We start from the raw sequence: 24,417 nt of genomic DNA on the forward strand, positions 1-24,417 counted from the left end.
GAAACCCTAGCCCATGACTTGCACGTAAGCCGCGTTTAACGCAGCAGTCTTTCCGCAATGACCGATGAGGCCAAAAGGACGTACCTGGTCGTCATCGACGACAGCGCGGAAGCGCGCGTCGCCCTGCGCTTTGCGGCGCGCCGGGCCGCGAAGACGAATGGGCGCATCGAAGTGCTCGGGATTGTCGAGCCGCAGGACTTCGTGCAGTTCGGTGGCGTCCAGGCCGCGATCGAAGAGGAGCAACGGCTTCGGATCGAAGGCGTGGTCAGCGCCGCCGTCGGCGAAATCCTCGACGAGTCGGGCATCGAAGCGAAGATCATCGTCCAGCAAGGCGAACCGGTGAAAGCCGTGCGCGATTATGTCGGCGCGCGAGAGGAAGTCGCGGCACTGGTCCTCGGCGCAGCGCCGAGTGGGAATCCGGGAGTCCTCGTTGCCAATTTCTGCGGCAATGACGCAGGGAAGTTCCCCTGCCCCGTGATGCTGATTCCTGGATCGCTCACCGACGAGCAGCTCGAACGACTAAGCTAAAGCAGCGGTACTTTTTCTTTACTATCAAAGTTATTGACGCCGTAACCGGCAACGGTGAATGATCGGCTCGCCTAAGTTCTGGGCTGTATCAAATCCGGGGGGATTTAATGAATATGAGGTTTCTCGCCGCTTGCGGCATTGCCGCAGGCTGCCTGTCTACGAGTGCGTTCTCTCAGACCGCGCCAGTCGCTGCCGCTACGCCAGCCGCTCCGATTGTCGCTCAGCCGCTGCCGCAGGTAGGCCCAGGCTCAGCTCTTCCGAGCAACACCGACGTGTGGCTGACGCTCGACCGTAAGCTGGACTCGCATGACGTGAAAGAAGGCGACCCGCTGACTTTCAAGGTCGCTCGTGACGTCATGCTCGGCAATTACATCATCATCCCGCGCGGCACGCCGGCCAACGGCCGCATCACGATGCGCTCGGGCCGTGGCGCCTTCGGTAAGTCGGCCAAGCTCGAGTTCGACGTCGACTCGATCACGCTGACCGGTCACGCGATCCCGGTGAGCGGCCACTTCCGCATTGCCGGTGACGGCAACACGGGGGCGACGATCGGTGCCGTCGCTGCTGCCGGCGTCATTGGCGGCCTGTTCGTAAAGGGCCGCAGCGCCGTTGCTGCCGAGGGTTCGGAATGGAAAGTCGCGACGAAGGAGCCGGTTGCGCTCGTCGTACCGGCCGCCGGAGCCCAATAAGCTAGATCGCGCGCGAAAGAATTTCCGCGAGCGCTTCGCAGCCCGCTTCATCCTCTGTGGTGAAGCGGGCTTTTTTTGGACTGTCGATGTCGAGCACGGCGATCAGTTCGCCGTTGCGAATGATCGGAACGACGATCTCGCTGGCCGAGGCTGCGTCGCACGCGATGTGGCCAGGGAACGCTTCGACGTCCTCAACCAGCTGCACTTCGCGCGTCGCCGCGGCGGCACCGCAGACACCCTGACCGAACGGGATGCGGATGCAGGCTGGACGTCCCTGGAACGGGCCAAGCACCAATTCGCCACCGACATTCCGATAGAAGCCCGCCCAGTTGATGTCGGGCAGAGTCTCCCAGATCAGCGCAGCCGCATTGGCCATGTTGGCGACGGGGTCCGTTTCGCCAGACACGAGGCCTTCGAGCGCCAAAGCGAGATCGCGGTACATGGTCGCGCTGTCCGCAGCCTGGATCTTGAAGTCGTACATCAGTCGAAACTCACCTTTCCACGCCCTTGCTTGATAGCAGAGCGCTGCCGCTTTTTCTCCACCCGCTCGGCCTTTGCCGCGCGGGTCGGCCGCGTGGCCTTGCGCTTGCGCGGCGCGATATGGGCAGCGGCGATCATTTCCGCCAGACGCCGCCGCGCGTCCGTGCGGTTCGCCTCCTGTGTTCGAAACCGCCGAGCCGTGATCAGAAGCTCCCCCGCAGCGGTGATGCGGCTTCCGGCGATCCCTTTCAGGCGCTCGTACACGTCGGGGTGAAGCCCAAGCTGGAACAGGTCGACGCGCAGCTGGACGGCCGTCGCCACTTTGTTGACGTTCTGCCCACCGGGGCCGGTGGCGGCCAGGAACGTCTCGCTCATCGCCTCTTCGGGAAGGACCACATCCTCAGGCCGCATCGCCCCAATCCCCAAAATAGTCCGGCAGCGGGGCCGTCACATCGATCGTCGGCTTCCCTGTACGCGGAACGACCAGTCGCGACGCGTGCAACAGCATTGGCCCACCCGGAATGCCGTAGACGCGATCGCCGCGAATTCCCGATCCGAATGCCTCGCGCGCGTGCACGCGGATCTGATGCGTTCGTCCTGTCACGGGACGAAACTCGACCAAAGTGGACCCATCGCGGATGCCAAGGCGGCGCCAATGCGTTGTCGCCTCATGACCTTTATCGTCGGCAACCATCCGCCAGCCCGCTTCCGCGCTCGACCGCTTCGAAAGCGGCACGTCGATCACGCCCTGCTCCTCCGCGACTTCACTCCCGACGACGGCAAGGTAATATTTTTCGACGGCTCTGGTCTCGAAAGCCTGCTGGAAAGTCGCCCGAGCCTTCGCGTTCCGCGCGAACAGCAGGCACCCGCTGGTGTCCGTATCCAGCCGGTGCATCGCGGTCGGCGGCCGCTTGAAGCCGCAATTGAGCTCTTCGATCCGCGCGGCGATGGACTCCCCGCCCCGGCGCGGGGCATCCACCGGGAGACCCGCCGGCTTGTCGAGCACGAGCGCCTCGCCATCGATAAAGATGATGCGGTCGGAGAGCATGGGACCGCCGATGAACGAGACTCTTGCCAAGAGCAAATTGAGTCACATCGACGCGCTGCTGTGGATGGTTTTGTGACTCCTGCGCAACAACGCAAGGAATCCAGCGCGTTACGCAATATTAACCTTTTCCCTTCAGATCTCGAATGGTTAATGACTGCTTCAAAGCCCTTAAGAGCGATTTACGTTCGGGGCTAAGGGGGGGAGCCCAGAATGCGTGTGCTGCTGATCGAAGACGAGCCGACAACCGCCAAGAGCATCGAGCTGATGCTGGGGTCGGAAGGCTTCAACGTCTACACCACGGATCTGGGCGAAGAGGGCCTCGATCTCGCGAAGCTGTACGATTACGACATCATCCTTCTCGACCTGAACCTCCCGGACATGCACGGCTATGACGTGCTTAAGAAGGTCCGCACGGCGAAGGTCTCGACGCCAGTCCTTATCCTTTCGGGCATTGGTGAAATGGACAGCAAGGTCCGTGCCCTCGGATTCGGCGCCGACGACTATGTGACCAAGCCGTTCCACCGCGACGAGCTGGTCGCCCGCATCCATGCGATCGTCCGCCGTTCGAAGGGCCACTCGCAGTCGGTCATTCGCACCGGCAAGCTCGCCGTGAACCTCGACGCCAAGACCGTCGAAGTCGACAGCGCCCGCGTGCACCTGACCGGCAAGGAATATGCGATGCTGGAGCTGCTTTCGCTCCGCAAGGGCACGACGCTCACGAAGGAAATGTTCCTCAACCATCTCTACGGGGGGATGGACGAGCCTGAGCTCAAGATCATCGACGTGTTCATCTGCAAGCTGCGCAAGAAGCTGAGCCTGGCTTGCGGTGGCGCCAATTACATCGAGACCGTCTGGGGCCGCGGCTACGTGCTGCGTGATCCGGATGAGGTTTCTGAGCCGCTGCCGGAGGCTGCGGTCGCTTAACGAGCTTCACAGGGGGGCGACGAAGGCGGGGCTGAACGGCCCCGCCTTTTTCATATGGCGCCTACGGTCGCGCGGCGCGCATGAAGAGCCAGGCGGACAAGAGCCACAAGGCTACGAACCCGCCGATCAGGATCAGCACCCCTAGGAAGAACGGCGGCTCCGAAGCTCCGAGGCTGAAGATCGCGGTGACCAGCCCGACAACGACTTGCGCCGCCGCAGCGATCGCCATCGCCCATGCCATGCGCGACGCCTCGAAGCGCGCAACCATCGAACCAACGATCGCGACGAGAATGACCGCGAAGAACATCAGGTTCGCCGGATTGCCTTCATTGCCGATGATGCCCACCGCCCCGTTGATCCAGACGAGCAGGAATGCAGTGGCAAGGCTGACGGCGACGGCGCCGCGATACCAGGCGTTGCCGCTCTTCCTCACCGCAAACTCGAACGTGCCGCCAACGATGGCGAACACCGCTGCTGCGAAAAGATAGTCGGACACGCTCCACGGAGCGCCGGCGATCAGAGGCACAAAGAGAAGCGCAGCCGCCGTTCCCCACCCAACAAGCCTCCAGCTAAATGAGCGACCGTGCGGAGCCCTGCTTGCCATTCTCACACCTCCATGCATGACTGATGATCCGATGCTGACGGTTGGTCCCGTGAGAGGCATGAGCAGCGCGTGAGGAAGTTCTGAAAAGTGGAATCTAGCTTCGCCTTCGAACGCTTCGTGCTCGATGCGCGAGATCGTCGCCTAAGCGCTGATAACGAGCCGGTAGAATTGAACGGCCGCTATTTCGACGCGCTCGCGCTGCTGGTCAGCGAGCAAGGAAGGCTCGTGACCAAGGATAGATTCCTTGCCGAAGTCTGGCGCGGCGTGCCAGTCACAGACGAGGCGCTCACGCAGTGCATCAAGACGTTGCGGCGACAGCTCGAGGATGATGCCTCCCGTCCCCGCTTCATCGAGACCGTGCCGAAACACGGCTACCGCTTCATTGCACCAGTGCAGGTTCTCGGCGGCGATGTTGCGTCGGCTTCCGTCGTTGGCACCGACGATCGCTGGCGCAAATTCCTACTTATGGGCGGCGCTGGCACGGCCGGCGGCGCAATCGGTGGCGCGATCGGTGGCCTCGCTTACGGCCTGGCCGGAGCATCACGCGCAACGCCGGAAGGGACCGGCGCGATTTCAGTCTTTCTGGTCCTGCTCTGCCTTACCATCTTCGTCGGCCTCATCGGCGCAGCAGCCGTGAGCTTTGCAGTGGCAACGTCTGAGCTGGCGCGCGCCCGATCGTGGCAATGGCTTACCCTCGCGGGTGCGGGCGGCGGCCTGTTCGTCGGCGCATTCGGCAAGCTGCTCGGTCTCGACGCCTTCACCCTGCTCGTCGGTCACTCACCAGCCGACATCACCGGCGCCATGGAGGGATTAATACTCGGGGCAGCTGCAGGGCTAGGCACGTTTTTAGGCCTCAAGGTCGGTTCGCTCTCTCGAAGCATCGGCGTTGCGGGACTGCTCGGCGGCGCTTCCGGCCTGGCGATCGCGCTACTCGGCGGGCGGCTCATGCTTGGCAGCATGGCGATGCTCACTCAGGGCTTTCCGCAGTCGCGCCTTCGCGTCGACCACTTCGGCCGCTTCTTCGGCGAAGCCGGCTTCGGACCGACCGCTCAGATCGTCACGGCAACCTTGGAGGGAGCGCTGTTCACGGCTTGCGTGGTCGGCGCGATCGTCTTCGCTGAGCGGAAATCGAGAACCGACGCCTAAGCGTCGATCAGCAATTTGTGTCGGGTGCGGCGCGTCGGAATGGCAAACACGCCGTCGCCCTCGTCCAGCTCCACCTCATCCATGCGACGCCAGCCGTCGCGGCCAAGACGCTCAAGCGGCCGAAAGCCGGTCTTGTAAGCCATGCGCGTCGAGCCCTCGACCCAATAGCCGAGGTAGACGTAAGGCAGCCCTGCCCGCGCGGCGCGAACGATGTGATCGAGGATGATGAAGGTACCGAGGCCTTTACGCGCATCCGGGCCCACGTCGAAGAAACTGTAGATCATCGACAGGCCGTCGCTCTGCTGGTCGCTGAGACAAGCGCCGATGAGCTTGCCCGGCCGATCGCCGACCGACGGCTCGCGATATTCGATGACGTATGTGCGGACGGGCGTCTGCTCGACCATGTCGGCGAAATCGCCCTCGTCCATCTCCGCCATGCCGCCGCCCGGATGGCGCGCAGCGAGATAGCGCCGGAGCAGGCTGTATTGTTCGTCCGTCGTCCAGGGCTTGCAGGCGCTGACTTCCAGATCCGCGTGACGCCGTAGCAATTTCCGTTGCGTCGAGTTCGCCTCGAACTCCGCGGCAAGGACGCGGACTGATACGCAGGCTGAGCAATCGATGCAGCTTGGCCGGTAAGCCACGGACTGGCTGCGGCGGAAGCCGATGCGGCCGAGGGCCTCGTTCAATTCGCTGGCGTGACGGCCGCTGAGTTCGGTGAAGACCTTCCGCTCAACCTTGCCCGGGAGATACGGGCACGGGCTAGGGTTCGTTACGAAGAATTTCGGGAAGCGGAAGGGTGCGCTCACCCGCGACCTCACTCAAATGGTTACAGACCTCTTTATGCGGCTGGTAAACGCCGATGAAAAGAGTTGGGCCCCGTCTATTTTCGACGGACAGAGGGCAGTGTCCCGCCGTAAGACAGCCAACGGTCGTTTCGGAGGCGCAAAATCAGTCGAGCGAAGCGCTCTCGACATTGAAACCGGCCGCTTCGAGTCGCTTGACGACGTCCTCGATCGCCGACGGGTCACGAGCCTCGCACTCGACCTCGATCATCGTGTCCTTGGCCGGGAGCCTCGTGAAGATCCGGCTGTGCCGAATGTCGATAACGTTGACCCCCGCTTCGTAGACCTTGGCCGTGATCGCGGCGAGCGCACCGGGCTGGTCGTGCGCGGCGACGCGAAGACGGGCGATGCGACCCTGACGGACGAGATCGCGAACCAACACGTTCGCGAGCAGATGCGTATCGATGTTGCCGCCGCACAGGATCGTTGCGACCTTTTTGCCGGCGAACCGCTCCGGATGCGCAAGCATCGCTGCGAGCCCCGCCGCGCCTGCTCCCTCGACGACGGTCTTCTCGATGCCGACCAGCATGGCCACGGCCCGCTCGAGATCACGCTCAGACACGAGCATCACCTCGTTCGCCAATTCACGCAGGATTCGCGACGTCAGTTCGCCCGGCTGCTTGACCGCGATGCCCTCCGCCAACGTGTCGCCGCCAAGCGGGAGGAAGCATCCCTCGATCGCGCATTTCATCGACGGATACAGCTCCGCCTCGACGCCGATCAGCTCAATGTCCGGCTTGATCGCCCGCGCCGCAATCGACACGCCCGACATGAGGCCTCCGCCGCCGATCGGGATGACGATTGTGTCGAGATCAGGCGCGTCCTCCAACATCTCGATGCCAAGCGTGCCAGCGCCCGCGACGATCTGCGGATCGTCGAACGGGTGGACGAACACATAGCCGTTCTCGAGAGCAAGCTCGCGCGCCCGACCGTACGCATCGTCAAACATCGCGCCGTAAAGCACGACCTTCGCACCATGGCCCTCTGTCTGGATGACCTTCACCGTGGGTGTCGCCGCCGGCATGACGATCGTCGCCGGAATGCCGAGGCGCTTCGCGTGATAAGCGACTGCCTGCGCATGGTTACCCGCCGACGCAGCAATTACGCCGCGGGCGCGCTCTTCCGGCGTCAGCTGCAGCAATTTGTTGAGCGCGCCGCGCTCCTTGTACGCCGCAGTGAACTGCAGATTCTCGAACTTCAGCCAGACCTCGGCACCGATGATCTCGGACAAAGTGCGGCTGACGAGCATGGGCGTGCGAATGACGGCGCCGTCGATACGCTCGGCGGCGGTGCGGATGTCGTCGATGGTGGGCGGCTGCAAGGAAACGGTCTGAAGCATTGGCGCGTGGCCTACTCGTTCCACTCTCCGCAAACAATGCTAAGCGGTCGCATGCACAAGACCCTTCTCGCGCTCACTGCGGCGCTGCTCCCCTCACCTCTCCTCGCCGATACGTTGATCAGCAACGTCAACGGCATCCAGGTCGGTGCGGACGGGAAGCTGCAGCATTTCAATGCGTTGCTGATCGACGATCAGGGCAAGGTCAAAGCCGCCCTGAGCCGCGCGGAGGTCTACCAGGCCAAGGTCACTACTTCGGTCGATGGTCAGGGGCGCACATTGCTGCCCGGCCTGATCGATGCGCACGGACACGTGGTCGACCTCGGCACGATGATCATGATCGTGCAACTGACCGGAACCAGTTCGATTGCGGACCTGAAGCAACGGCTCGCGAACTACGCGAAAGAGCACCCCGACAATAAGTGGATCATTGGCTTCGGCTGGAACCAGGAGCTGTGGCCGGAAAAGAGGTTTCCGACAGCTGCAGACCTCGATGCGGTCGTGCCGGATCGCCCCGTCATGCTCGAGCGCGTCGATGGGCATGCGGTCGTAGCGAATAGCGCCGCGATCAAAGCGGCAGGCGTGACGCGCGCGACGGCCGATCCGGCCGGCGGCAAGATCGAGCGCGACGCGAACGGCAACCCCGCCGGCCTGTTCGTCGATGCGGCTACCGATCTCATCCGCAAAGCGGTTCCGGCCCGCACCGCTGCACAGGCGGATGAGGCACTGGAGAAGGCACAGCAGCTTTTGCTGTCAGTGGGCGTCACGTCGGTCGGCTCGATGAGCACGTCTGTTGACGATTGGAACAGCTTCCGCCGCGCCGGTGAAGCTGGAAAGCTCAAGGTGCGGTTGATCAGCTATCTGTCGGGTCCGGACTCGATCAAGGCAGTGCCGCACCCGACGCCTTGGCTTTACAACGATCACGCTCGGGCGATTGGCATTAAGCTGTTCGCTGACGGTGCGCTGGGGTCACGCGGCGCGTGGCTGAAGCAGCCTTATTCGGACAAGCCCGACACTCGGGGACTTCAGTTCCATTCAGACGCCGAGTTGCTCGATCAAGCAGATCGCTCGACGGCGGCAGGTTTCCAGGTCGCGACCCACGCGATCGGCGACGCCGCCAATGCGCAGATCATTTCCGTCTACGAGAAACTTCACCACAAATATCCCGGCGACAAGCGCTGGCGGATCGAACATTTCCAGATTGTCGATCCGGCCGACATCCCCCGCCTTGCTCCGGTCGGAATCATTGCCTCGATGCAGCCGACCCATCAAACGAGCGACCGCCTGATGGCGGAGGCTCGGCTTGGGCCGAACCGCCTCGCAGGTGCCTACGCATGGCAGTCCGTGCTCAAGAGCGGCGCGAAGCTGGCGTTCGGCACAGACTTCCCGGTTGAATCGCCCAACCCGTTCCCCGGACTCGCCGCCGCGATCAGCCGACAGGACATGAAGGGTCAGCCGCCGGGCGGATGGCTGCCGTCAGAACGACTGACCTTCGCCGAAGCTCTGAATGCTTACACTCGCGGAGCTGCGTACGCGGGGTTCGCTGAGGGCAAAATCGGTTCGCTGGAGCCGGGCAAATGGGCCGACTTCGTCATCATAGATCGCGATCCGACCAAGGTCGATCCGCAAGCGCTCGCGCGAACGCAGGTCCTCGAAACCTGGGTCGGCGGAAAGCAGGTCTGGTCTAGCGCTTCGCCTGCTCAGCCCGGGAAATGAGCATCGATGGAGTGAGGATCTGCGGTAGTTCCTCGACGGGCTTGCCGGGCACGTACCAAAGGTAAAGCGGCACACCCGCCCTGCCCCGGCCTTCAAGGAAGCGCGTGATGGCGGGATCTCCATCGGTCCAGTCCGCGGCGAAGATCTCGACGCCTGATTTCTTGAACGCATCGCGTACTTCGTCACGGTCGATTGCCGCAGCTTCGTTCGCCTTGCAGGTCAGGCACCAGTCGGCGGTAAAATAGACGAAGGCCGGATGGCCCGACTGGAGCACCGCCTGCACACGGGCGTCGCTCCAGGCCTGCGCGCCTGCTATTTGGTGACCGGTCGTGGGAGTCCGCTCGGGCAGCGCCCAGATCGCAGCACCTCCGACGAAAATCGCGGCCAACGTCGCTACGTAACCGGTCTGCTTCCCTTTACGCTGAAGCAGTCCTGCGCCCACGAGCAACATAGTGAAGACCGCGGAGGACACGATGCCGATCTCCAATGCCTTCGGACCACCCAAACGCCACAGCAGCCACAGGCAAGCCACCGCAGTCGCCGCCATCGGTATCGCAAGGAAGCGCTGAAGCCGCGCCATCCAAGCTCCGGGCTTGGGCAACCTCTTCCGCAACGCCGGAATGAAGGCGATGAGAAGGAACGGTATGGCCAGACCGAACCCAAGCGCAGCGAAGATCAATAACGATCCTGCTGGGGGCAGTAGAAGTGCAGCGCCGAGGGCAGTGCCAAGAAAGGGCCCCGCGCAGGGTGTCGCAACGAAGGCCGCCAGAGCACCGGTTCCGAAACTCCCGGTGACCAGATACGTGCTGCCCGCGACCGGCAGTTCGAATAGCCTCAGCAAGTTGAGCGTGATGGCGGTGGCGAGCAGCAGCAGGAGCAGGATCGTCCGGGGGTCCTGCAGCTGGAATGCCCAGCCGGCCGCGCTCCCGCCTTCGCGGATCAGCAGCAGGACGGCGCCGAGTGCGCCCGTGCCCACAATCGCTCCAGCCGTGTAGCCCAGCGCATCCTTGCGAGCCGCAGCCTCGCTCGCGCCGGCGCGTGACAGGTGCAGCGCTTTCAGTGCCAGGATCGGAAACACGCACGGCATGAGGTTGAGCAGGATTCCGCCCGCGATGGCGCCGAGGACCGCCCAGAGCAGTGCCGGCGCTCCGGGCCCCAGCGGTGTGCCGCCCTGCGGCACCGACCCGGGAACCGCGCTGAACAGAAACCCGCCACCTCCGAACGTGATCAGGCCGGAAAACTCTTTCGACGGCTTTCCCTTCGTCGGAAGCTCCGCGACCAGAGTGTCGCCGACGCGCGAAAAGCTCTGCTTCGCTTCATAATTCGCGACCCCGTCCGAAACCGGGAACAGATATGGCTCGCCACTGGCAACGGTCGCTGGAAGTGGGATCGCGACCCGCAGCTTGTCGCCCGCTAGCTCGAACTTACCCAAGCTCGCCAGCGGCCGCGGAAGCGCTCGCCGCCATTCATCGAACTTCGCTCGGTTCGGCGTTCCGCTTCCTATCGGCAAGTCGAGCGTCAGCTCGCCTTGATCGGGGACGCAGATCTTGTCGGTGCAGGCGAGCCAGTGCGCTTCGGCTCGGATCGGAATGGTGCCTTTTGCATCCGGCGGCACCTTCAGCCGGACGAGCACCGCATAGTCGCGCTCGTAGACGTAGTTCATCAGCCCCGCGACCTTGAGCCGCGTCGGCACCGGATAACGCAGCTGCCCTGCGGAAAAGCCAGCCGGAACCTGCCACTTCACATCCATCGGCAGGCCGGCGTCACCCGGATTCAGCCAATAGCCGTGCCACCCGGGCGCCGGCCGCATGTGGATGGCGAGCTCGACCTCCCCGCCCGGGGGTGCCGGACCCTCGGCGACCAGCTGCGGCTCGATCCCTCTTGCGTGCACGATTGCAGGCACGAGGATCAATGCCAGGAGAAGCAGGAACCGCCGAAACATCGTCACGGCGCTAGTGTGTCGCGTGACCCTAGTCGAGGTTCGGGCGCAGCCAGCGCTCGGCGCATTCGATAGTCACGCCTCTGCGTTCTGCATATTGCTCCAGCTGGTCGCGTCCGATCCGCGCCACGCCGAAATACTGGCTGTCCCGATGACCGAAATAGAAGCCGGACACGGCCGATGTCGGCAGCATCGCGAAATTCTCGGTCAGCGTGACTTCGCCCGGCGCGCCGCCGAGCATCTCGAACAGCATCGGCTTAAGGCTGTGATCCGGGCAAGCCGGATAGCCCGGCGCCGGACGGATGCCCTGATATTTCTCGCGGATCAGCTGCTCGTTCGACAAATGCTCGTCGGCATAGCCCCAGATTCGATTGCGGACCTCAGCATGAAGCACTTCGGCGAAGCTCTCCGCCAGGCGGTCTGCAAGCGCCTTCAGCAGGATGTCGTCATAATCGTCGATCGTCTGCTTGAAACGCTCGAGATGCGGTTCGAGACCGTGGATGCCCACCGCGAAGCCGCCGATCCAATCCTCGCCTTCCGGATTGATGAAGTCGGCGAGGCACATGTTCGGACGACCTTCGCGCTTCTTCACCTGCTGGCGAAGGAAGGGCAGCCGCGTCCAGTCATTGCCGGCAAGTACGTAGATGTCGTCGCCTTCGCGACGGCAGCGCCAGAGGCCAACAGTCGCCTTGGGCGTAACCCACCGCTCGGCGATGATCTGGTCGAGCATCTGCTGCGCATCGTCGAATAGGTGGCGGGCGCTTTCACCGACCACTGGATCCTCGAGGATCGCAGGATAGGTGCCGGCAAGCTCCCAGGCGCGGAAGAACGGCGTCCAGTCGATCGACGCCTTCAAATCGCGCAGCGGCCATTCGCCGAAATGATGCAGGCCGGGACGGAGCGGCGCGGGCGCTTGGCCCGACGGATCGTAAGCGAAGCCGTTCGCGCGCGCCTCGTCGATGGTCGAAAGCTCGCTCTGGCCGCTGCGCTCACGCGACTTGCGCAGCTTGTCGTAATCGTCCGCGGTCGTTTCGATCAGCGGCTCGCGCTGCGTGTCCGAGACCAGGCTCGAAGCTACGCCGACCGCGCGGCTCGCATCGAGCACGTGGATGACAGGCCCCTCGTAGGCCGGGTCGATGCGAAGCGCCGTGTGCGCCTTGCTGGTCGTCGCGCCACCGATCAGGAGCGGCGTTCTGAAGCCCGCCCGCTGCATCTCGCCAGCAACCGTCACCATCTCGTCGAGCGACGGCGTGATCAGGCCAGACAGCCCGATCATATCGGCCCCATTGTCGTTCGCAGCTTTGAGGATGTCCTGCCACGGCACCATCACGCCGAGGTCGATGACTTCGAAGCCGTTGCACTGCAGGACGACGCCGACGATGTTCTTGCCGATGTCGTGAACGTCACCCTTCACGGTCGCCATCACGACCTTGCCCTTGCCCTGCGTCGCGCCGGTCCGTTCCTTCTCTTCCTCGATGAACGGAATGAGGTGGGCGACGGCGCGCTTCATCACGCGGGCGGACTTCACCACCTGCGGCAGGAACATCTTGCCCGATCCGAACAGGTCGCCGACGACGTTCATGCCGTCCATCAGCGGGCCTTCGATGACCTCGATCGGCCGCGCGAACTGCTGCCGCGCTTCCTCCGTGTCGTCGACGATGTGCGCGTCGAGGCCCTTCACAAGCGCATAGGACAGTCGCTCGGCGACGGGCAGCGACCGCCACTCGGCGAGCTTCTTCTCCTCGGCCTCGTCCTTGCCTTTGTAGCGCTCGGCGAGCGTGATCAGTCGCTCGGTCGCATCCTCGCGACGGTCGAGGATCACGTCCTCGCAGGCGTCGCGCAGCTCGGGATCGATCTGGTCGTAGACGTCGAGCTGGCCGGCATTGACGATGCCCATGTCCATGCCGGCGGGAATGGCATGATAGAGGAACACGCTGTGCATCGCGCGGCGCACGATCTCATTGCCGCGGAACGAGAAGCTGAGGTTCGAAAGGCCGCCGCTGATGTGCACGCCCGGACAGCGGCGCCGGATCTCGCTGGCCGCTTCGATGAAGTCGATTGCGTAGCGCCGATGCTCCTCGATTCCCGTGGCGACGGCGAAGATATTCGGATCGAAAATGATGTCCTGCGGGTCAGTGCCGTCAGCAACGAGCAGCTTGTACGCGCGCTCGCAGATCTCGACCTTGCGCTGAGCGGTATCGGCCTGCCCAACTTCATCGAACGCCATGACGACGACTGCGGCGCCGTAGGCGCGGCACTTGCGCGCGAATTCGAGGAACGGCTCCTCGCCTTCCTTCATGCTGATCGAATTAACGATCGGCTTGCCGGGAACGCATTTGAGCCCTGCCTCGATCACACTCCATTTTGAGCTGTCGATCATCACCGGGATACGCGCGATGTCGGGCTCGGCCGCGGTACGCTTGAGGAAGGTGGTCATCGCCTGCTCTGAGTCGAGCAAAGCCTCGTCCATGTTGACGTCGAGGATCTGCGCGCCGTTCTCGACCTGGTCGCGCGCGACCTCGACCGCGGCGTCATAATCGCCAGCGAGAACCAGCTTCTTGAAGCGCGCCGAGCCGGTGACGTTGCAGCGCTCGCCGATGTTGACGAAGCGCGCGCCTGCGCCGGCTTCATTCACTCGTGACATCTCCATGGGTCAGGCGGCAATCAGCATGGGCTCGAGGCCGGCGAGCAGAGTCCCGCTGCGTGCAGCCGGGACGGCGCGCGGCGTGCAATCGCGCACCGTCCCGGAAATGGCGGCGATATGCGAGGGAGTCGTCCCGCAACAACCGCCGACAATGTTCACCAGGCCGCTTTCGACCCATTCGCGAACCTGCGCCGCAGTCTCGGCGGCAGCCTCATCATATTCGCCCAGTTCGTTCGGAAGGCCGGCGTTCGGATAAGCCATCACCAAAGTGTCCGCGACGGCCGACAATGCTGCGAGATGGGGCCGCAGCTGCGCCGCGCCGAAGGAGCAATTGAGCCCGATCGTGAGCGGCTTCGCATGGCGGACCGACGCCCAGAATGCCTCTACTGTGTGGCCCGAAAGGTTGCGGCCGCTGAGGTCGGTCAGCGTCATCGAGATCATCAGCGGAAGCTCACGCCCAAGCGCCTGCTCCGCTTCAAGGCCTGCCATGATCGCCGACTTGGCGTTCAGCGTGTCGAACACCGTTTCGATCAGGATGAAATCGACGCCGCCTTCGACCAGCGCGTCGATCTGCTCGCGATACACTGCCTTCACCTGGTCGAAATCGACTTCACGGAAGGCCGGGTCGTTGACGTTCGGCGACAGCGAAAGCGTCTTGTTCGTCGGCCCCAGCGCACCCGCAACCCAGCGCGGTTTTCCGTCTTTCGCGGTGTAGCGATCGGCGACGTCACGGATGATCCCTGCGGCCGCGCGATTGATCTCCGGCACGAGCGCTTCGGCGCCATAATCCGCCTGACTGATCGCATTTGCGTTGAAGGTATTGGTCGCGAGGATCTCGGCGCCCGCGTCGGCAAACTGCTGGCAGATCGTGCGCACGACTTCCGGGTTGCTGATGTTCAGCAAATCATTGTTGCCGCGCTGGTCCTTGAGCAGGTCGAGGCCGCCGCAATAATCGGCGCTCTGCAGCTTTCGCGCCTGAACGGAGGTGCCATAGGCGCCGTCCTTGATGACGATGCGCTTGGCGGCTTCGGCGCGGAGGGATTGGGCGGCACTCATGCTTGGGCTCGAACTCCGAGAAGATGGCAGATCGCGTAGCTAAGCTCGGCGCGATTCAACGTGTAGAAATGGAAGTGGCGGACACCGCCCGCGTAGAGCTGACCGCAAAGTTCAGCCGCTACGGTCGCAGCGATCAACTGGCGCGCCCCCGGGAGCTCGTCGAGGCCTTCAAACAAGCCATCGAGCCATTGCGGAATGCTTGCCCCGCAGGTCTGCGCGAAGCGACGGGTCGTTGCGACATTCGAAACCGGGAGGATTCCGGGCACGATCTCAACGTCGATGCCTGCCGCCGCAGCTTCATCGCGGAAGCGGAAGAAGCAGTCGGGCGAGAAGAAGAATTGAGTGATCGCACGGTCGGCGCCAGCGTCCACCTTCCGCTTCAGATTCTCGAGATCGAACGCCCGCGACGAGGAGTCCGGATGGATCTCCGGATAGGCGGCCACGGAGATGTCGAACGGCGCGACTTTCTTCAGGCCCGCGACCAGCTCGGCCGCGTCGCGATAGCCTTCGGGATGCGGCTGATATTTTGTGCCTGGCTCCTGCGCGTCGCCCCGCAATCCGACGATGTTGCGGACGCCCAGATCCCAATATTCGCGAGCGATGTCGTCGATCTGGCCCCGGCTTGCGCCAACACACGTGAGGTGCGCCGCCGGCGTAAGCGGCGTCTCCTTAAGAATGCGCTCGACCGTCGCGTGCGTTCGCTCGCGGGTCGAACCGCCGGCGCCATAAGTCACCGACACGAAGCGCGGATTGAGCGGCGCCAGGGTCTGAAGCGACTCCCACAAGGTATCCGCCATCTTTTCCGTCTTGGGCGGAAAGAATTCGAAGCTCACCTGGATGTCGCCGCGCGCTTCGGCAAACAAAGGTTGGTGGTGATTTAACCGCTCGAACGCGTTCATGCGGCCCTCCGCTGCGGAACTGCCGCCTTCACGCCACGCCACAACGTCACCGTCAGTTCGCCGCCTTCGAGGTGATGGACCTGATCGACTTCGAGGCCCGCAGCGGCGAACCAGCCCGCCATCACCTCGTCCTCGAAGCCGAGGCGGATGTGTGCGTCGGTAGCGCGGAGTTCTTCACGCTCATGCGCCGCGAAGTCGACAACCAGGAGAGTACCGCCAGAAGAAAGAACGCGCGCTGCCTCAGCGATTGCCGACGCGGGCGAGTGCGCATAGTGCAGCACCTGGTGGATGATGACGCTGTCCGCGCTGCCATCTTCAAGCGGAAGAGCGTACATGTCACCTTGGCGCAAGCTCGAATGGATGCCCGCAGCTTCCAGCTTCACGCGGGCCAGCCGCAGCATCTCCGAAGAGCGGTCAATGCCGATGGCCTGCGTGGCTTTCGGCCCGAACAGCTCGATCATCCGGCCGGTGCCCGTGCCGATATCCACCAGGCGGCCGAGCGGACGTTTGCCGAGCGCGGCATCGATGGCCCGTTCGACCTCGCTCTCAGCGACGTGGAGCGAGCGGATTTGGTCCCAGACGCTGGCGTGCCCGGCAAAGTACCGGGTCGCGGCTTCCGAGCGCTCGGCGCGGATACCCTCCGTCCGCGCAGCGTCTGATTGAAACGATGAGCGCGTGGACTGATCCGCCCATTCGTCCACCAAGGCGAACAAGGGCTCCAACTGGTCCGAGTCGGACAGGGTGAGGAAAACCCAGCTGCCTTCCTTGCGACGCTCGAGCACACCCGCGTCGGCCAGGATTTTCAGATGTCGGGAAACACGCGGCTGGCTCTGACCTAGCACCTGCGCCAGCTCACCGACCGACAGCTCCATTAGGCGCAAAAGCGCCAAAATCCGCAGCCGAGTGGGATCGGCGAGCGCCTGGAAGCGGTCAGCGAGCGGTGGAACGGCGGCCATGCAGATAAGGATATAAAGATATCTTTATATGGTCAATTGAATGAGTGAGAATAAACCCTTGTGGATCGATAGAGATTGAAGCTATTCCCGCGGGTCTGGCCTGACTCGCAGTAGCAGGTCGACGCTGGCGCCCGGATAAACGGGCGTTTTCGAAGGGAGGAACGATCATGAAGAAGATTGCTGTGACCGCTCTGGTCCTCGCGCTCGGCCTGGCCGCGTGCAACAAGAACACCGCCGACAACAATGCGGCTAACGAGACCGCCGTCGAGAATACGGCTGCTACCGACGTCAACGCTGCAACGACGGACGCCAACGCGACCGCCGCTGCTGACAGCGCTCTGAACGCCGCTGGCAATGCCGTTGAGAACGCCGGCAATGCCGTCGACAACGCGCAGGACGCCGTTGCGAACGCTGCTGAGAACGCGACCCACTAAGTCGCTGCTCTCACGAGCTTACGGAAAGGGCCGCTCTTCGGGGCGGCCCTTTTTTTATGTTCCGCCAGAGTGGTACCTTCGCCGAGTGAATAGAATGATCCTTTGCTCGCTGATCCTTATCAGCGCTTGTCACAGGGACGAGCCGCAAGCGCCGACGGCTGAGCAAGCAGCGCAGCTCAACGAAGCGGAAGACATGCTCAACGCGGCGGCCAATGAAGAAGGGCCGGCGGATCACTCCACCGGCCCTTCCAATTCAACCGAATGAGTTGAGCGGACTTAGAAGTCCATTCCGCCCATTCCGCCCATGCCGCCACCGGCCATCGCGGGGGCCGGCTTGTCTTCCGGCGCCTCGGCGATCGAGGCTTCAGTGGTGATCAGCAGGCCGGCCACAGAAGCAGCGTCCTGCAGAGCAGCGCGGACGACCTTCGTCGGGTCGATCACGCCGGCCTGAACCAGGTTCTCATACTGCTCGGTCTGAGCATTGAAGCCGAGCGTCGCATCATTGCCGTCGATCAGCTTGCCAGCGACAACCGCGCCGTCGTGACCCGCGTTCTCGGCGATCTGGCGGACCGGGGCCTGCAACGCACGACGGATGATGTCGATGCCACGGGTCTGGTCGTCGTTCTCGCCCTTCAGGCCGTCGAGGGCCTTCGAAGCGTAGAGCAGCGCAGTGCCGCCGCCCGGAACGATGCCTTCCTCGACCGCAGCGCGAGTCGCGTGGAGCGCGTCATCAACGCGGTCCTTGCGCTCCTTCACCTCGACCTCGGAGGCGCCGCCGACCTTGATCACCGCGACGCCGCCAGCGAGCTTCGCCAGCCGCTCCTGCAGCTTCTCACGGTCGTAGTCCGACGTCGTGCTCTCGATCTGCTGACGGATCGCGGCGACGCGGCCCTCGATGTTCTCGCGGGTGCCGTGACCGTCGACGATCGTCGTGTTGTCCTTGTCGATCGTAACGCGCTTGGCCTGGCCGAGCATGTTCAGCGTGACGCTCTCGAGCTTGATGCCGAGATCCTCGCTGATCATCTCGCCGCCGGTGAGGATCGCGATATCCTCGAGCATCGCCTTGCGGCGATCGCCGAAGCCCGGAGCCTTCACGGCCGCGACCTTGAGGCCGCCGCGCAGCTTGTTGACGACGAGCGTGGCCAGAGCCTCACCCTCGATGTCCTCGGCGATGATCAGGAGCGGACGGCCGCTCTGAACAACTGCCTCGAGGATCGGGAGCATCGCCTGGAGGTTGGAGAGCTTCTTCTCGTGGATCAGGATGTACGGATCCGAAAGCTCGACCTGCATCTTCTCAGGGTTGGTGATGAAGTACGGCGACAAATAGCCGCGATCGAACTGCATGCCCTCGACGACGTCGAGCTCGAATTCGAGACCCTTCGCCTCTTCGACGGTGATCACGCCTTCCTTGCCGACCTTTTCCATCGCCTCGGCGATCTTCTCGCCGACTTCCTTGTCGCCGTTAGCAGAGATGATGCCGACCTGAGCGATTTCGCCCGAGCCCTGCACGTCCTTCGAACGGCTCTTGAGGTCCGCGACGACCTTCTGGACGGCGATGTCGATGCCGCGCTTCAGGTCCATCGGGTTCATGCCCGCCGCAACCGACTTCATACCCTCGCGAACGATCGCCTGGGCGAGAACGGTCGCGGTGGTGGTGCCGTCGCCGGCGATGTCGTTGGTCTTCGAGGCCACTTCGCGCACCATCTGCGCGCCCATGTTCTCGAACTTGTCCTTGAGCTCGATCTCCTTGGCGACGGTGACGCCGTCCTTGGTGATGCGCGGAGCGCCGAAGCTCTTGTCGATGACGACGTTGCGGCCCTTCGGGCCCAGCGTCACCTTCACTGCATTGGCGAGAATATCGACGCCGTTGAGAATGCGCTCGCGCGCATCGCGGCTGAATTTCACGTCCTTGGCTGCCATTTGGCTACCCTTTCGTTTTGTGGAAGTTCGCTAAGTTTGCTGCCCTACGCGCACACGCGAGGGCTCGAAGTCAGCCTACGATCCCCAGGATGTCGCTTTCCTTCATGATGATCAGGTCTTCGCCGTCGACGACGACTTCGGTGCCCGACCATTTGCCGAACAGGATCTTGTCGCCAGCCTTGACGTCCAGCGGCGTGACCTTGCCCTCTTCGCTCTTGGCGCCGGCACCGACGGCGACGACTTCGCCTTCCTGCGGCTTTTCCTTGGCGGTGTCGGGAATGATGATCCCGCCCTTGGTCTTTTCGTCAGCCTCGACGCGGCGGACGAGGACGCGGTCATGAAGCGGCCTGAATCCCATGGGTCTTAACCCCCTTCTCTGTTTAGCAGTTGAACGTTGCCGTTGGCACTCCCTACCTGAGAGTGCCAGCGATGGGGCGCATGTGGTTGTCACCCGTTCATCTGTCAACGGTGTCGCAAAGGCTTTTGTTTTCAGGCGTGCGACAGCCGGGTCAGCCCGAGCCGATCGCGCATGAGCCAGCGCGCCAGCATCAGCGCCGCGACCGCACCGAGACCGCTCGCGAGACCGATCCAGATCCCCACGCCCTTCCAGTCGGCGGCGAAGGCCAACCATGCGCCTATTCCGAGGCCAACGACCCAATAACCGAACAAGGCGAACAGTAGCGGCCAGCGAGTGTCGTGGAGGCCGCGAAGCATGCCCGCGCCGATGACTTGCGCCCCGTCGACCAGCTGGAATGCGGCAGCGACTTGCAGGAAGCTGATGGCAAGAGCGATGACGGCGGCGTTGGCGGGAACGTCCTCCAGGAACAATGTCACGAGCTGGTGGGGGAATGCCCACATCGCGATCGCCATCGTGCCCATGAAACCGACACCGATGACCCAGGCCGTCCAGCCCGAGCGGGTGATGCCGGCCTGGTCTTTCCGGCCGACTGCAAGACCGACGCGGACTGTCGCAGCCTGTCCGAGCCCCAGCGGCACCATGAACGTCAGGGCCGCGATCTGGAGCGCGATGGCGTGCGCTGCGACCGTCGATGCTCCGAGCCACCCCATGAAGTAAGCGGCCAGCGCGAACACGCCCATTTCGAGCGCCATCGTAAGGCCGATCGGCCATCCAAGCCGCACCATCGCAAGGGTCCGCTGCCGATCGAATCTCCACCAATGTCCGAACAGGTGGAACCTCCGGAACTGCCGGTCAGTCGAAATCACCACCAGGAGAGCGCCGCAGAGCGCGAGCCAAGTGAGGCTGCTTCCCACGCCCCCGCCAATGAGCCCCAGCGCAGGCAATCCGAAATGGCCGAAGATCAGCGACCAGCTGAGCAAAGCGTTGACTGCGATACCGCAGAGGCTCAGCCACAAGATCACTTTGGGCCGTTCCAGAGCAGACACGAAATTGCGGAGAAGCTGGAAGACCAGCCAGGGCGCGGTGCACCACATGTAGGCGCGAAGGAACGTCTGCCCTTGCGTGGCTAGCTCTGCGGACTGACCGAAGAGCCGCATCAAGTCGCCCACGTGCCAGAGAATGAGCCAGTATGGCGGCATCGCAATCGCGATCAGCCACAGCCCGGCGCGGAAGGTCCGGCGCACGTCGCGGACCGCGTTCCACCTTTGTCCGAGAGCAGTCGCCATCATCGGCGACGAGGCAGTGATCAGGCCCAGCAGGAAGATGTTGAAGGTGAAGGTCATGTTGAGCGCGAGAGTCGCCGCGGCCAGCTGCGTCGCGCCGAGCCGGCCCATCAGCAGGACGTCGGTCGCCTGAATCACCTGCTGCGTCAGGTTTGCCAGTATGAGCGGCCACGCGAGCGCGAGCATCGCGCGCAGCTCGTCGCGCCACGGCGTTTGCGCCCGTACAGATGAGATCCCAGCTCCAGCGTCCATGCGCGCGTCAATGGTGGGAGCTTGGCGCCGAAGCAATGACCGTTCGGCAGAACGTATTGCAAACGCTCGCAATGACCGCCGTTCTACGCTAGCCACCCGTCGAAATCGCTTAGAGGCAAGATCATGAAGTTCGTTCGCGCCGTGTGGAAGTTGCTGGTCGGGATCAAGGACGCGCTGGTCCTTCTCTTCATGCTCCTCTTCTTCGGCGTGCTCTACGCCGGCCTCTCAGCCAAGCCAGCGCCGGTGAAAGACGGCGTCCTCGACCTCGACCTCAGGGGCAGCGTCGTCGAGCAACCGGTTCGTGCCACTTGGTCCGACGTCGCAGGCGGATCGCGTATCCAGCAGTTCCGGCTTCGCGACCTGGTCGGCGCGCTCGATGCCGCGAAGGACGACAACCGGGTGAAGGCGGTCGCACTGGACCTCGACAGCTTCACTGGCGGTGGTCAGACGGCGATGATCGATCTAGCCGATGCCGTGCGCGGCCTGCGCTCGGCTGGCAAGCCGGTGGTTGCCTATGCGACCGGCTATACCAACGACAGCTATCTCGTTGCTTCGGCGGCTTCGGAAGTCTGGGTCAACCCGCTCGGCGCCGTGATGGTCACCGGACCGGGCGGATCGAACCTCTATTACAAGGGCTTGCTCGACAAGCTCGGGGTGACGGCCAACGTCTATCGCGTCGGCACCTACAAATCGGCCGTCGAGCCCTTCATCCGCAACGACATGTCGCCCGAGGCCAAGCAGAACTACATGGCGCTCGATCAGGCACAGCTCGAATCCTGGAAGCAGGCGGTGCACGCCGCGCGGCCGAAGGCGAACGTCGACTTGTTCCTGCAGAACATGAACGGGGCGATTGCAGCGGCCGGGAATGACATGGCCAAGGCGGCGCTCGGTGCCGGGCTGGTCGACCGCGTTGGCGACCGCAACCAGTTCGAATCTCGCCTTGCAGCGCTTGGCGGCAAGAGCAGTGACCCCGCCGGCTTCGCTCGAATCCGTCTCTCCTCCTACGTCAACGAAAAGGTCGATCGCCGCGGCAATGGCCCGATCGGCGTGGTGACGATCGCCGGCATGATCGTCGACGGAAAAGGCGGCGGTGGAAATGCCGGCGGCGACACGATTGCCCGGCAGATCCACGAAGGGATCAACAAGGGCATCAAGGCGCTCGTCGTTCGCGTCGACAGCCCAGGTGGTTCGGTGCTCGCTTCGGAGCGGATCCGTCAGGCGCTGCTCGAAGCCAAGGCGAACAAGATCCCGGTCGTCGTTTCGATGGGCAGCGTTGCCGCATCGGGCGGCTACTGGGTCGCGACGCCTGCCAACTACATCTATGCCGAACCTTCAACGATCACGGGATCGATCGGCGTGTTCGGTGTCCTGCCCAGCTTCCAGGGAACGCTGCAGAAGCTCGGCGTCGGCGCGGATGGCGTGAAAACGACGCCGCTGGCTGGCGAGCCTGACTTGCTGCGCGGTCCCTCGCCGGAGGTGAACACGCTCATCCAATCGGGCGTCGAGGCGATGTACAGCCGCTTCCTCAACATCGTCGCCCAAGCGCGCCACAAGACGCCGCAGCAGGTCGACCAGATCGCGCAGGGGCGCGTCTGGGACGGCGGAACTGCGCACCAGATCGGGCTCGTCGACGGCTTCGGCGGAATGAGCGAAGCGATCGCAAAGGCGGCCCAGCTGGCAAATCTCGGCAACGAGCGCGGCGTTCGCTACCTCGAAGCACCGCGCAGCTTCCGCGACCAGCTGCTCGAGATGCTCAGCAGCTCCGGGGGCGACGACGACACCAGCGCCCAACCGGATGCTTTCGCCGCCATCACCCGCCAGCCGCAGGAGCAGCTCGCGCAGGCGATCGACGAAGTGCAGTCGATCCTCGCCGGGCCGAGCATCCAGGCGCGTTGCCTGGAATGCGCCTCCGCCGCACCCGCCAAGCCGCCGAAGCAGCGCGACTTGAGCCTGCTCGAGCTGCTGAAGGCGTGGCTGATCTAAACTTACGGACGCGGGGGAAAGACCGAATGCATCGCCACTTCATCGCGCTGGCGCTCGCCAGCGCTTCGCTGATCGCCACGCCGGCAATCGCGCAGAGCACGATCACCGAGCGGTCCGTCGCGGCCCACGAGGCGTTCCTGGCCAGCGAGGCGCTGCAGGGCCGCGGAAGCGCAACGCGGGATGAAGCGATCGCGGCTGCATATGTGGCTTCGCAGTTCCAATCGTACGGCCTGACGCCGGCGCCGGGGATGAACGGCTATTTGCAGACGGCGACCATCGTGAAGCTTGGGTTGAACGGGCCGGTAACGCTGACCGCGAACGGCGCAGCGATCGCGCGGCCCACCCTGCTGACGGGGTCGGGCAAGTCCGTGTCGGGCAAGCTTGCGGCTGCGAAGGGCGTGGAGGACCTTCCGAGCTCTCCGGTTGTCCTGCTGACGGCCAATGAATTCGACGCCATGCAGCTGTTTCGTGCGGCAGGCGCGAAGAAGATCGCGCTGGTGCTGATCCGTGAAAGCGATGCGACGCGGAAGCTCGCGACGATGATCAGGGCGCCGCGCCTGCCCAGCTACCTCGACGGACAGGCGCTGAGGGGCCAGCCCACGCTGGTTACTTTGCCGGACGCCGCCGTGGACGCCCTTGCGAGCAAGAACGGCGCGGAGGTCGCGCTGAACGTCTCGGTGGCGGAGGAGCGGTCGCAGACGACGAACGCGATCGGGTACCTCAAGGGCAGCGATCCTGCCGCCGGTACTTTGCTGTTCTCCGCCCACCTCGATCATCTCGGGAAGCGGCCCGACGGCACGATCATGTACGGCGCGAACGACGATGCTTCCGGCACCACGGCGGTGCTCGAGCTCGCCAAGGCGCTTGCCGCGGGCAAGCAGCCGAAGCGGAGCATCCTGTTCGTCGCTTACGGAAGCGAGGAAATCGGGGGCTATGGCTCGACCTATTTCGGGGAGCACCCGCCCGTTCCGCTCAATCAGATCATCGCGAACGTCGAATTCGAAATGATCGGCGCGCAGGACCCGAAGCTCCCAATGAATACGCTGATGATGACCGGCTTCGAACGCTCAAACCTGGGTGAGGCGCTGAAGCAGCATGGCGGGTTGGTCACGGGCGATCCCTATCCGGACCAGCATTTCTTCGAGCGGTCCGACAATTACTCGCTCGCGCTGAAGGGCGTGGTTGCCCACACGGTTTCGGGCTGGGCGGTCACGCCGACCTATCACCAGCCGACGGACACCGCCGCCAACCTCAACATCCAGTTCATGACCAAGGCGATCCAGTCGCTGGTCGCGCCGCTCGAGTGGCTGGCGAACAGCGACTTCGTTCCGGCGTGGAAGCCGGGCGGGAAGCCCGCAGTGGATCGTTAAGACACGAACC

The 24,417-nt window shown here is 63.7% G+C and carries 23 protein-coding genes; 9 read left to right on the forward strand and 14 right to left on the reverse strand.

What is annotated here, in order from left to right:
* The first annotated feature begins 57 nt into the window (after window positions 1–57).
* Both AC4GYV_RS10555 and AC4GYV_RS10560 read left to right on the forward strand, forming a co-directional pair.
* Window positions 58–528, forward strand: coding sequence for a universal stress protein (locus tag AC4GYV_RS10555; RefSeq protein ID WP_491100666.1), 471 nt, complete (start codon window positions 58–60; stop codon window positions 526–528).
* Window positions 529–635: 107 nt separating this feature from the next.
* Window positions 636–1,217: a hypothetical protein gene (locus AC4GYV_RS10560; protein WP_491100667.1), complete on the forward strand. Its 582-nt coding sequence runs from the start codon at window positions 636–638 to the stop codon at window positions 1,215–1,217.
* A 1-nt stretch (window position 1,218) separates the two neighbouring features.
* Here AC4GYV_RS10560 and AC4GYV_RS10565 read toward each other — a convergent pair whose 3' ends face one another.
* From AC4GYV_RS10565 to AC4GYV_RS10575, 3 genes are read right to left on the reverse strand one after another with little or no spacing between them, the layout of a single operon-like run.
* Window positions 1,219–1,698, reverse strand: coding sequence for a GAF domain-containing protein (locus tag AC4GYV_RS10565; protein ID WP_491100668.1), 480 nt, complete (start codon window positions 1,696–1,698; stop codon window positions 1,219–1,221).
* Window positions 1,698–2,108, reverse strand: coding sequence for an alternative ribosome rescue aminoacyl-tRNA hydrolase ArfB (arfB, locus tag AC4GYV_RS10570; RefSeq protein WP_491100669.1), 411 nt, complete (start codon window positions 2,106–2,108; stop codon window positions 1,698–1,700). Before arfB ends, AC4GYV_RS10565 begins: the two co-directional genes overlap by 1 nt.
* Complete coding sequence (locus AC4GYV_RS10575; RefSeq protein WP_491100670.1) at window positions 2,098–2,745, reverse strand: RluA family pseudouridine synthase; 648 nt, start codon at window positions 2,743–2,745, stop codon at window positions 2,098–2,100. Before AC4GYV_RS10575 ends, arfB begins: the two co-directional genes overlap by 11 nt.
* A gap of 210 nt (window positions 2,746–2,955) precedes the next feature.
* Here AC4GYV_RS10575 and ctrA point away from each other — a divergent pair, with 210 nt between their 5' ends.
* Entirely contained in the window at window positions 2,956–3,669 is a 714-nt protein-coding gene (gene ctrA / locus AC4GYV_RS10580) for a response regulator transcription factor CtrA (RefSeq protein WP_491100671.1), read from the forward strand.
* A gap of 61 nt (window positions 3,670–3,730) precedes the next feature.
* On the opposite strand, the gene AC4GYV_RS10585 is transcribed toward ctrA, so the two are convergent.
* On the reverse strand, window positions 3,731–4,273 hold the full coding sequence (locus AC4GYV_RS10585) for a hypothetical protein (RefSeq protein WP_491100672.1): 543 nt from the start codon (window positions 4,271–4,273) through the stop codon (window positions 3,731–3,733).
* Window positions 4,274–4,360: 87 nt separating this feature from the next.
* Between AC4GYV_RS10585 and AC4GYV_RS10590 the strand changes: the two genes are divergently transcribed.
* A complete protein-coding gene (locus AC4GYV_RS10590; protein ID WP_491100673.1) occupies window positions 4,361–5,419 on the forward strand; it encodes a winged helix-turn-helix domain-containing protein in 1,059 nt (352 codons plus the stop codon).
* Here the strand turns inward: AC4GYV_RS10590 and AC4GYV_RS10595 are convergent.
* Together AC4GYV_RS10595 and AC4GYV_RS10600 are read right to left on the reverse strand one after the other, a co-directional pair.
* Window positions 5,416–6,225, reverse strand: a complete 810-nt coding sequence (locus AC4GYV_RS10595; protein WP_491100674.1) for an arginyltransferase — start codon at window positions 6,223–6,225, stop codon at window positions 5,416–5,418. The two genes, AC4GYV_RS10590 and AC4GYV_RS10595, sit on opposite strands and share 4 nt — an antisense overlap.
* 142 nt (window positions 6,226–6,367) lie before the next feature.
* The gene (locus tag AC4GYV_RS10600) at window positions 6,368–7,600 is read right to left on the reverse strand and encodes a threonine ammonia-lyase (protein ID WP_491100675.1); all 1,233 of its coding nucleotides are present in this window, start codon (window positions 7,598–7,600) and stop codon (window positions 6,368–6,370) included.
* Window positions 7,601–7,651: 51 nt separating this feature from the next.
* Here AC4GYV_RS10600 and AC4GYV_RS10605 point away from each other — a divergent pair, with 51 nt between their 5' ends.
* A complete protein-coding gene (locus AC4GYV_RS10605; RefSeq protein WP_491100677.1) occupies window positions 7,652–9,313 on the forward strand; it encodes an amidohydrolase in 1,662 nt (553 codons plus the stop codon).
* On the opposite strand, the gene AC4GYV_RS10610 is transcribed toward AC4GYV_RS10605, so the two are convergent.
* Genes AC4GYV_RS10610 through AC4GYV_RS10630 form a run of 5 tightly spaced genes read right to left on the reverse strand, consistent with a single transcriptional unit; the run spans window position 9,282 to window position 16,807 of the window.
* Window positions 9,282–11,255, reverse strand: coding sequence for a protein-disulfide reductase DsbD family protein (locus AC4GYV_RS10610; protein ID WP_491100678.1), 1,974 nt, complete (start codon window positions 11,253–11,255; stop codon window positions 9,282–9,284). The two genes, AC4GYV_RS10605 and AC4GYV_RS10610, sit on opposite strands and share 32 nt — an antisense overlap.
* Window positions 11,256–11,283: 28 nt before the next feature.
* Window positions 11,284–13,896, reverse strand: a complete 2,613-nt coding sequence (gene metH, locus AC4GYV_RS10615; RefSeq protein WP_491100679.1) for a methionine synthase — start codon at window positions 13,894–13,896, stop codon at window positions 11,284–11,286.
* A 9-nt stretch (window positions 13,897–13,905) separates the two neighbouring features.
* Window positions 13,906–14,952: a homocysteine S-methyltransferase family protein gene (locus AC4GYV_RS10620; protein WP_491100680.1), complete on the reverse strand. Its 1,047-nt coding sequence runs from the start codon at window positions 14,950–14,952 to the stop codon at window positions 13,906–13,908.
* Window positions 14,949–15,851 carry a methylenetetrahydrofolate reductase [NAD(P)H] gene (gene metF / locus AC4GYV_RS10625; RefSeq protein ID WP_491100681.1) on the reverse strand — a complete coding sequence of 301 codons (903 nt, stop codon included), beginning with the start codon at window positions 15,849–15,851 and terminating at the stop codon, window positions 14,949–14,951. Before metF ends, AC4GYV_RS10620 begins: the two co-directional genes overlap by 4 nt.
* Window positions 15,848–16,807, reverse strand: a complete 960-nt coding sequence (locus AC4GYV_RS10630; RefSeq protein WP_491100682.1) for an ArsR/SmtB family transcription factor — start codon at window positions 16,805–16,807, stop codon at window positions 15,848–15,850. Before AC4GYV_RS10630 ends, metF begins: the two co-directional genes overlap by 4 nt.
* A gap of 167 nt (window positions 16,808–16,974) precedes the next feature.
* Between AC4GYV_RS10630 and AC4GYV_RS10635 the strand changes: the two genes are divergently transcribed.
* Window positions 16,975–17,241: a circumsporozoite protein gene (locus AC4GYV_RS10635; RefSeq protein ID WP_491100683.1), complete on the forward strand. Its 267-nt coding sequence runs from the start codon at window positions 16,975–16,977 to the stop codon at window positions 17,239–17,241.
* Window positions 17,242–17,335: 94 nt separating this feature from the next.
* On the forward strand, window positions 17,336–17,506 hold the full coding sequence (locus tag AC4GYV_RS10640; protein ID WP_491100684.1) for a hypothetical protein: 171 nt from the start codon (window positions 17,336–17,338) through the stop codon (window positions 17,504–17,506).
* Window positions 17,507–17,517: 11 nt separating this feature from the next.
* On the opposite strand, the gene groL is transcribed toward AC4GYV_RS10640, so the two are convergent.
* The 3 genes from groL to AC4GYV_RS10655 form a co-directional block, all read right to left on the reverse strand.
* On the reverse strand, window positions 17,518–19,161 hold the full coding sequence (groL, locus tag AC4GYV_RS10645; protein ID WP_491100685.1) for a chaperonin GroEL: 1,644 nt from the start codon (window positions 19,159–19,161) through the stop codon (window positions 17,518–17,520).
* Window positions 19,162–19,231: 70 nt separating this feature from the next.
* On the reverse strand, window positions 19,232–19,519 hold the full coding sequence (gene groES, locus AC4GYV_RS10650; RefSeq protein ID WP_491100686.1) for a co-chaperone GroES: 288 nt from the start codon (window positions 19,517–19,519) through the stop codon (window positions 19,232–19,234).
* Window positions 19,520–19,650: 131 nt separating this feature from the next.
* Complete coding sequence (locus tag AC4GYV_RS10655; RefSeq protein ID WP_491100687.1) at window positions 19,651–21,054, reverse strand: MATE family efflux transporter; 1,404 nt, start codon at window positions 21,052–21,054, stop codon at window positions 19,651–19,653.
* A 123-nt stretch (window positions 21,055–21,177) separates the two neighbouring features.
* Here AC4GYV_RS10655 and sppA point away from each other — a divergent pair, with 123 nt between their 5' ends.
* Both sppA and AC4GYV_RS10665 read left to right on the forward strand, forming a co-directional pair.
* Window positions 21,178–23,037, forward strand: a complete 1,860-nt coding sequence (sppA, locus tag AC4GYV_RS10660) for a signal peptide peptidase SppA (protein ID WP_491100688.1) — start codon at window positions 21,178–21,180, stop codon at window positions 23,035–23,037.
* 26 nt (window positions 23,038–23,063) lie between these two features.
* Window positions 23,064–24,407 (forward strand): M28 family metallopeptidase, encoded by a 1,344-nt coding sequence (locus tag AC4GYV_RS10665; RefSeq protein WP_491100689.1) that lies wholly within the window; start codon window positions 23,064–23,066, stop codon window positions 24,405–24,407.
* Window positions 24,408–24,417 lie beyond the last annotated feature (10 nt).

Source organism: Sphingomonas sp. SP4 (assembly GCF_058313375.1).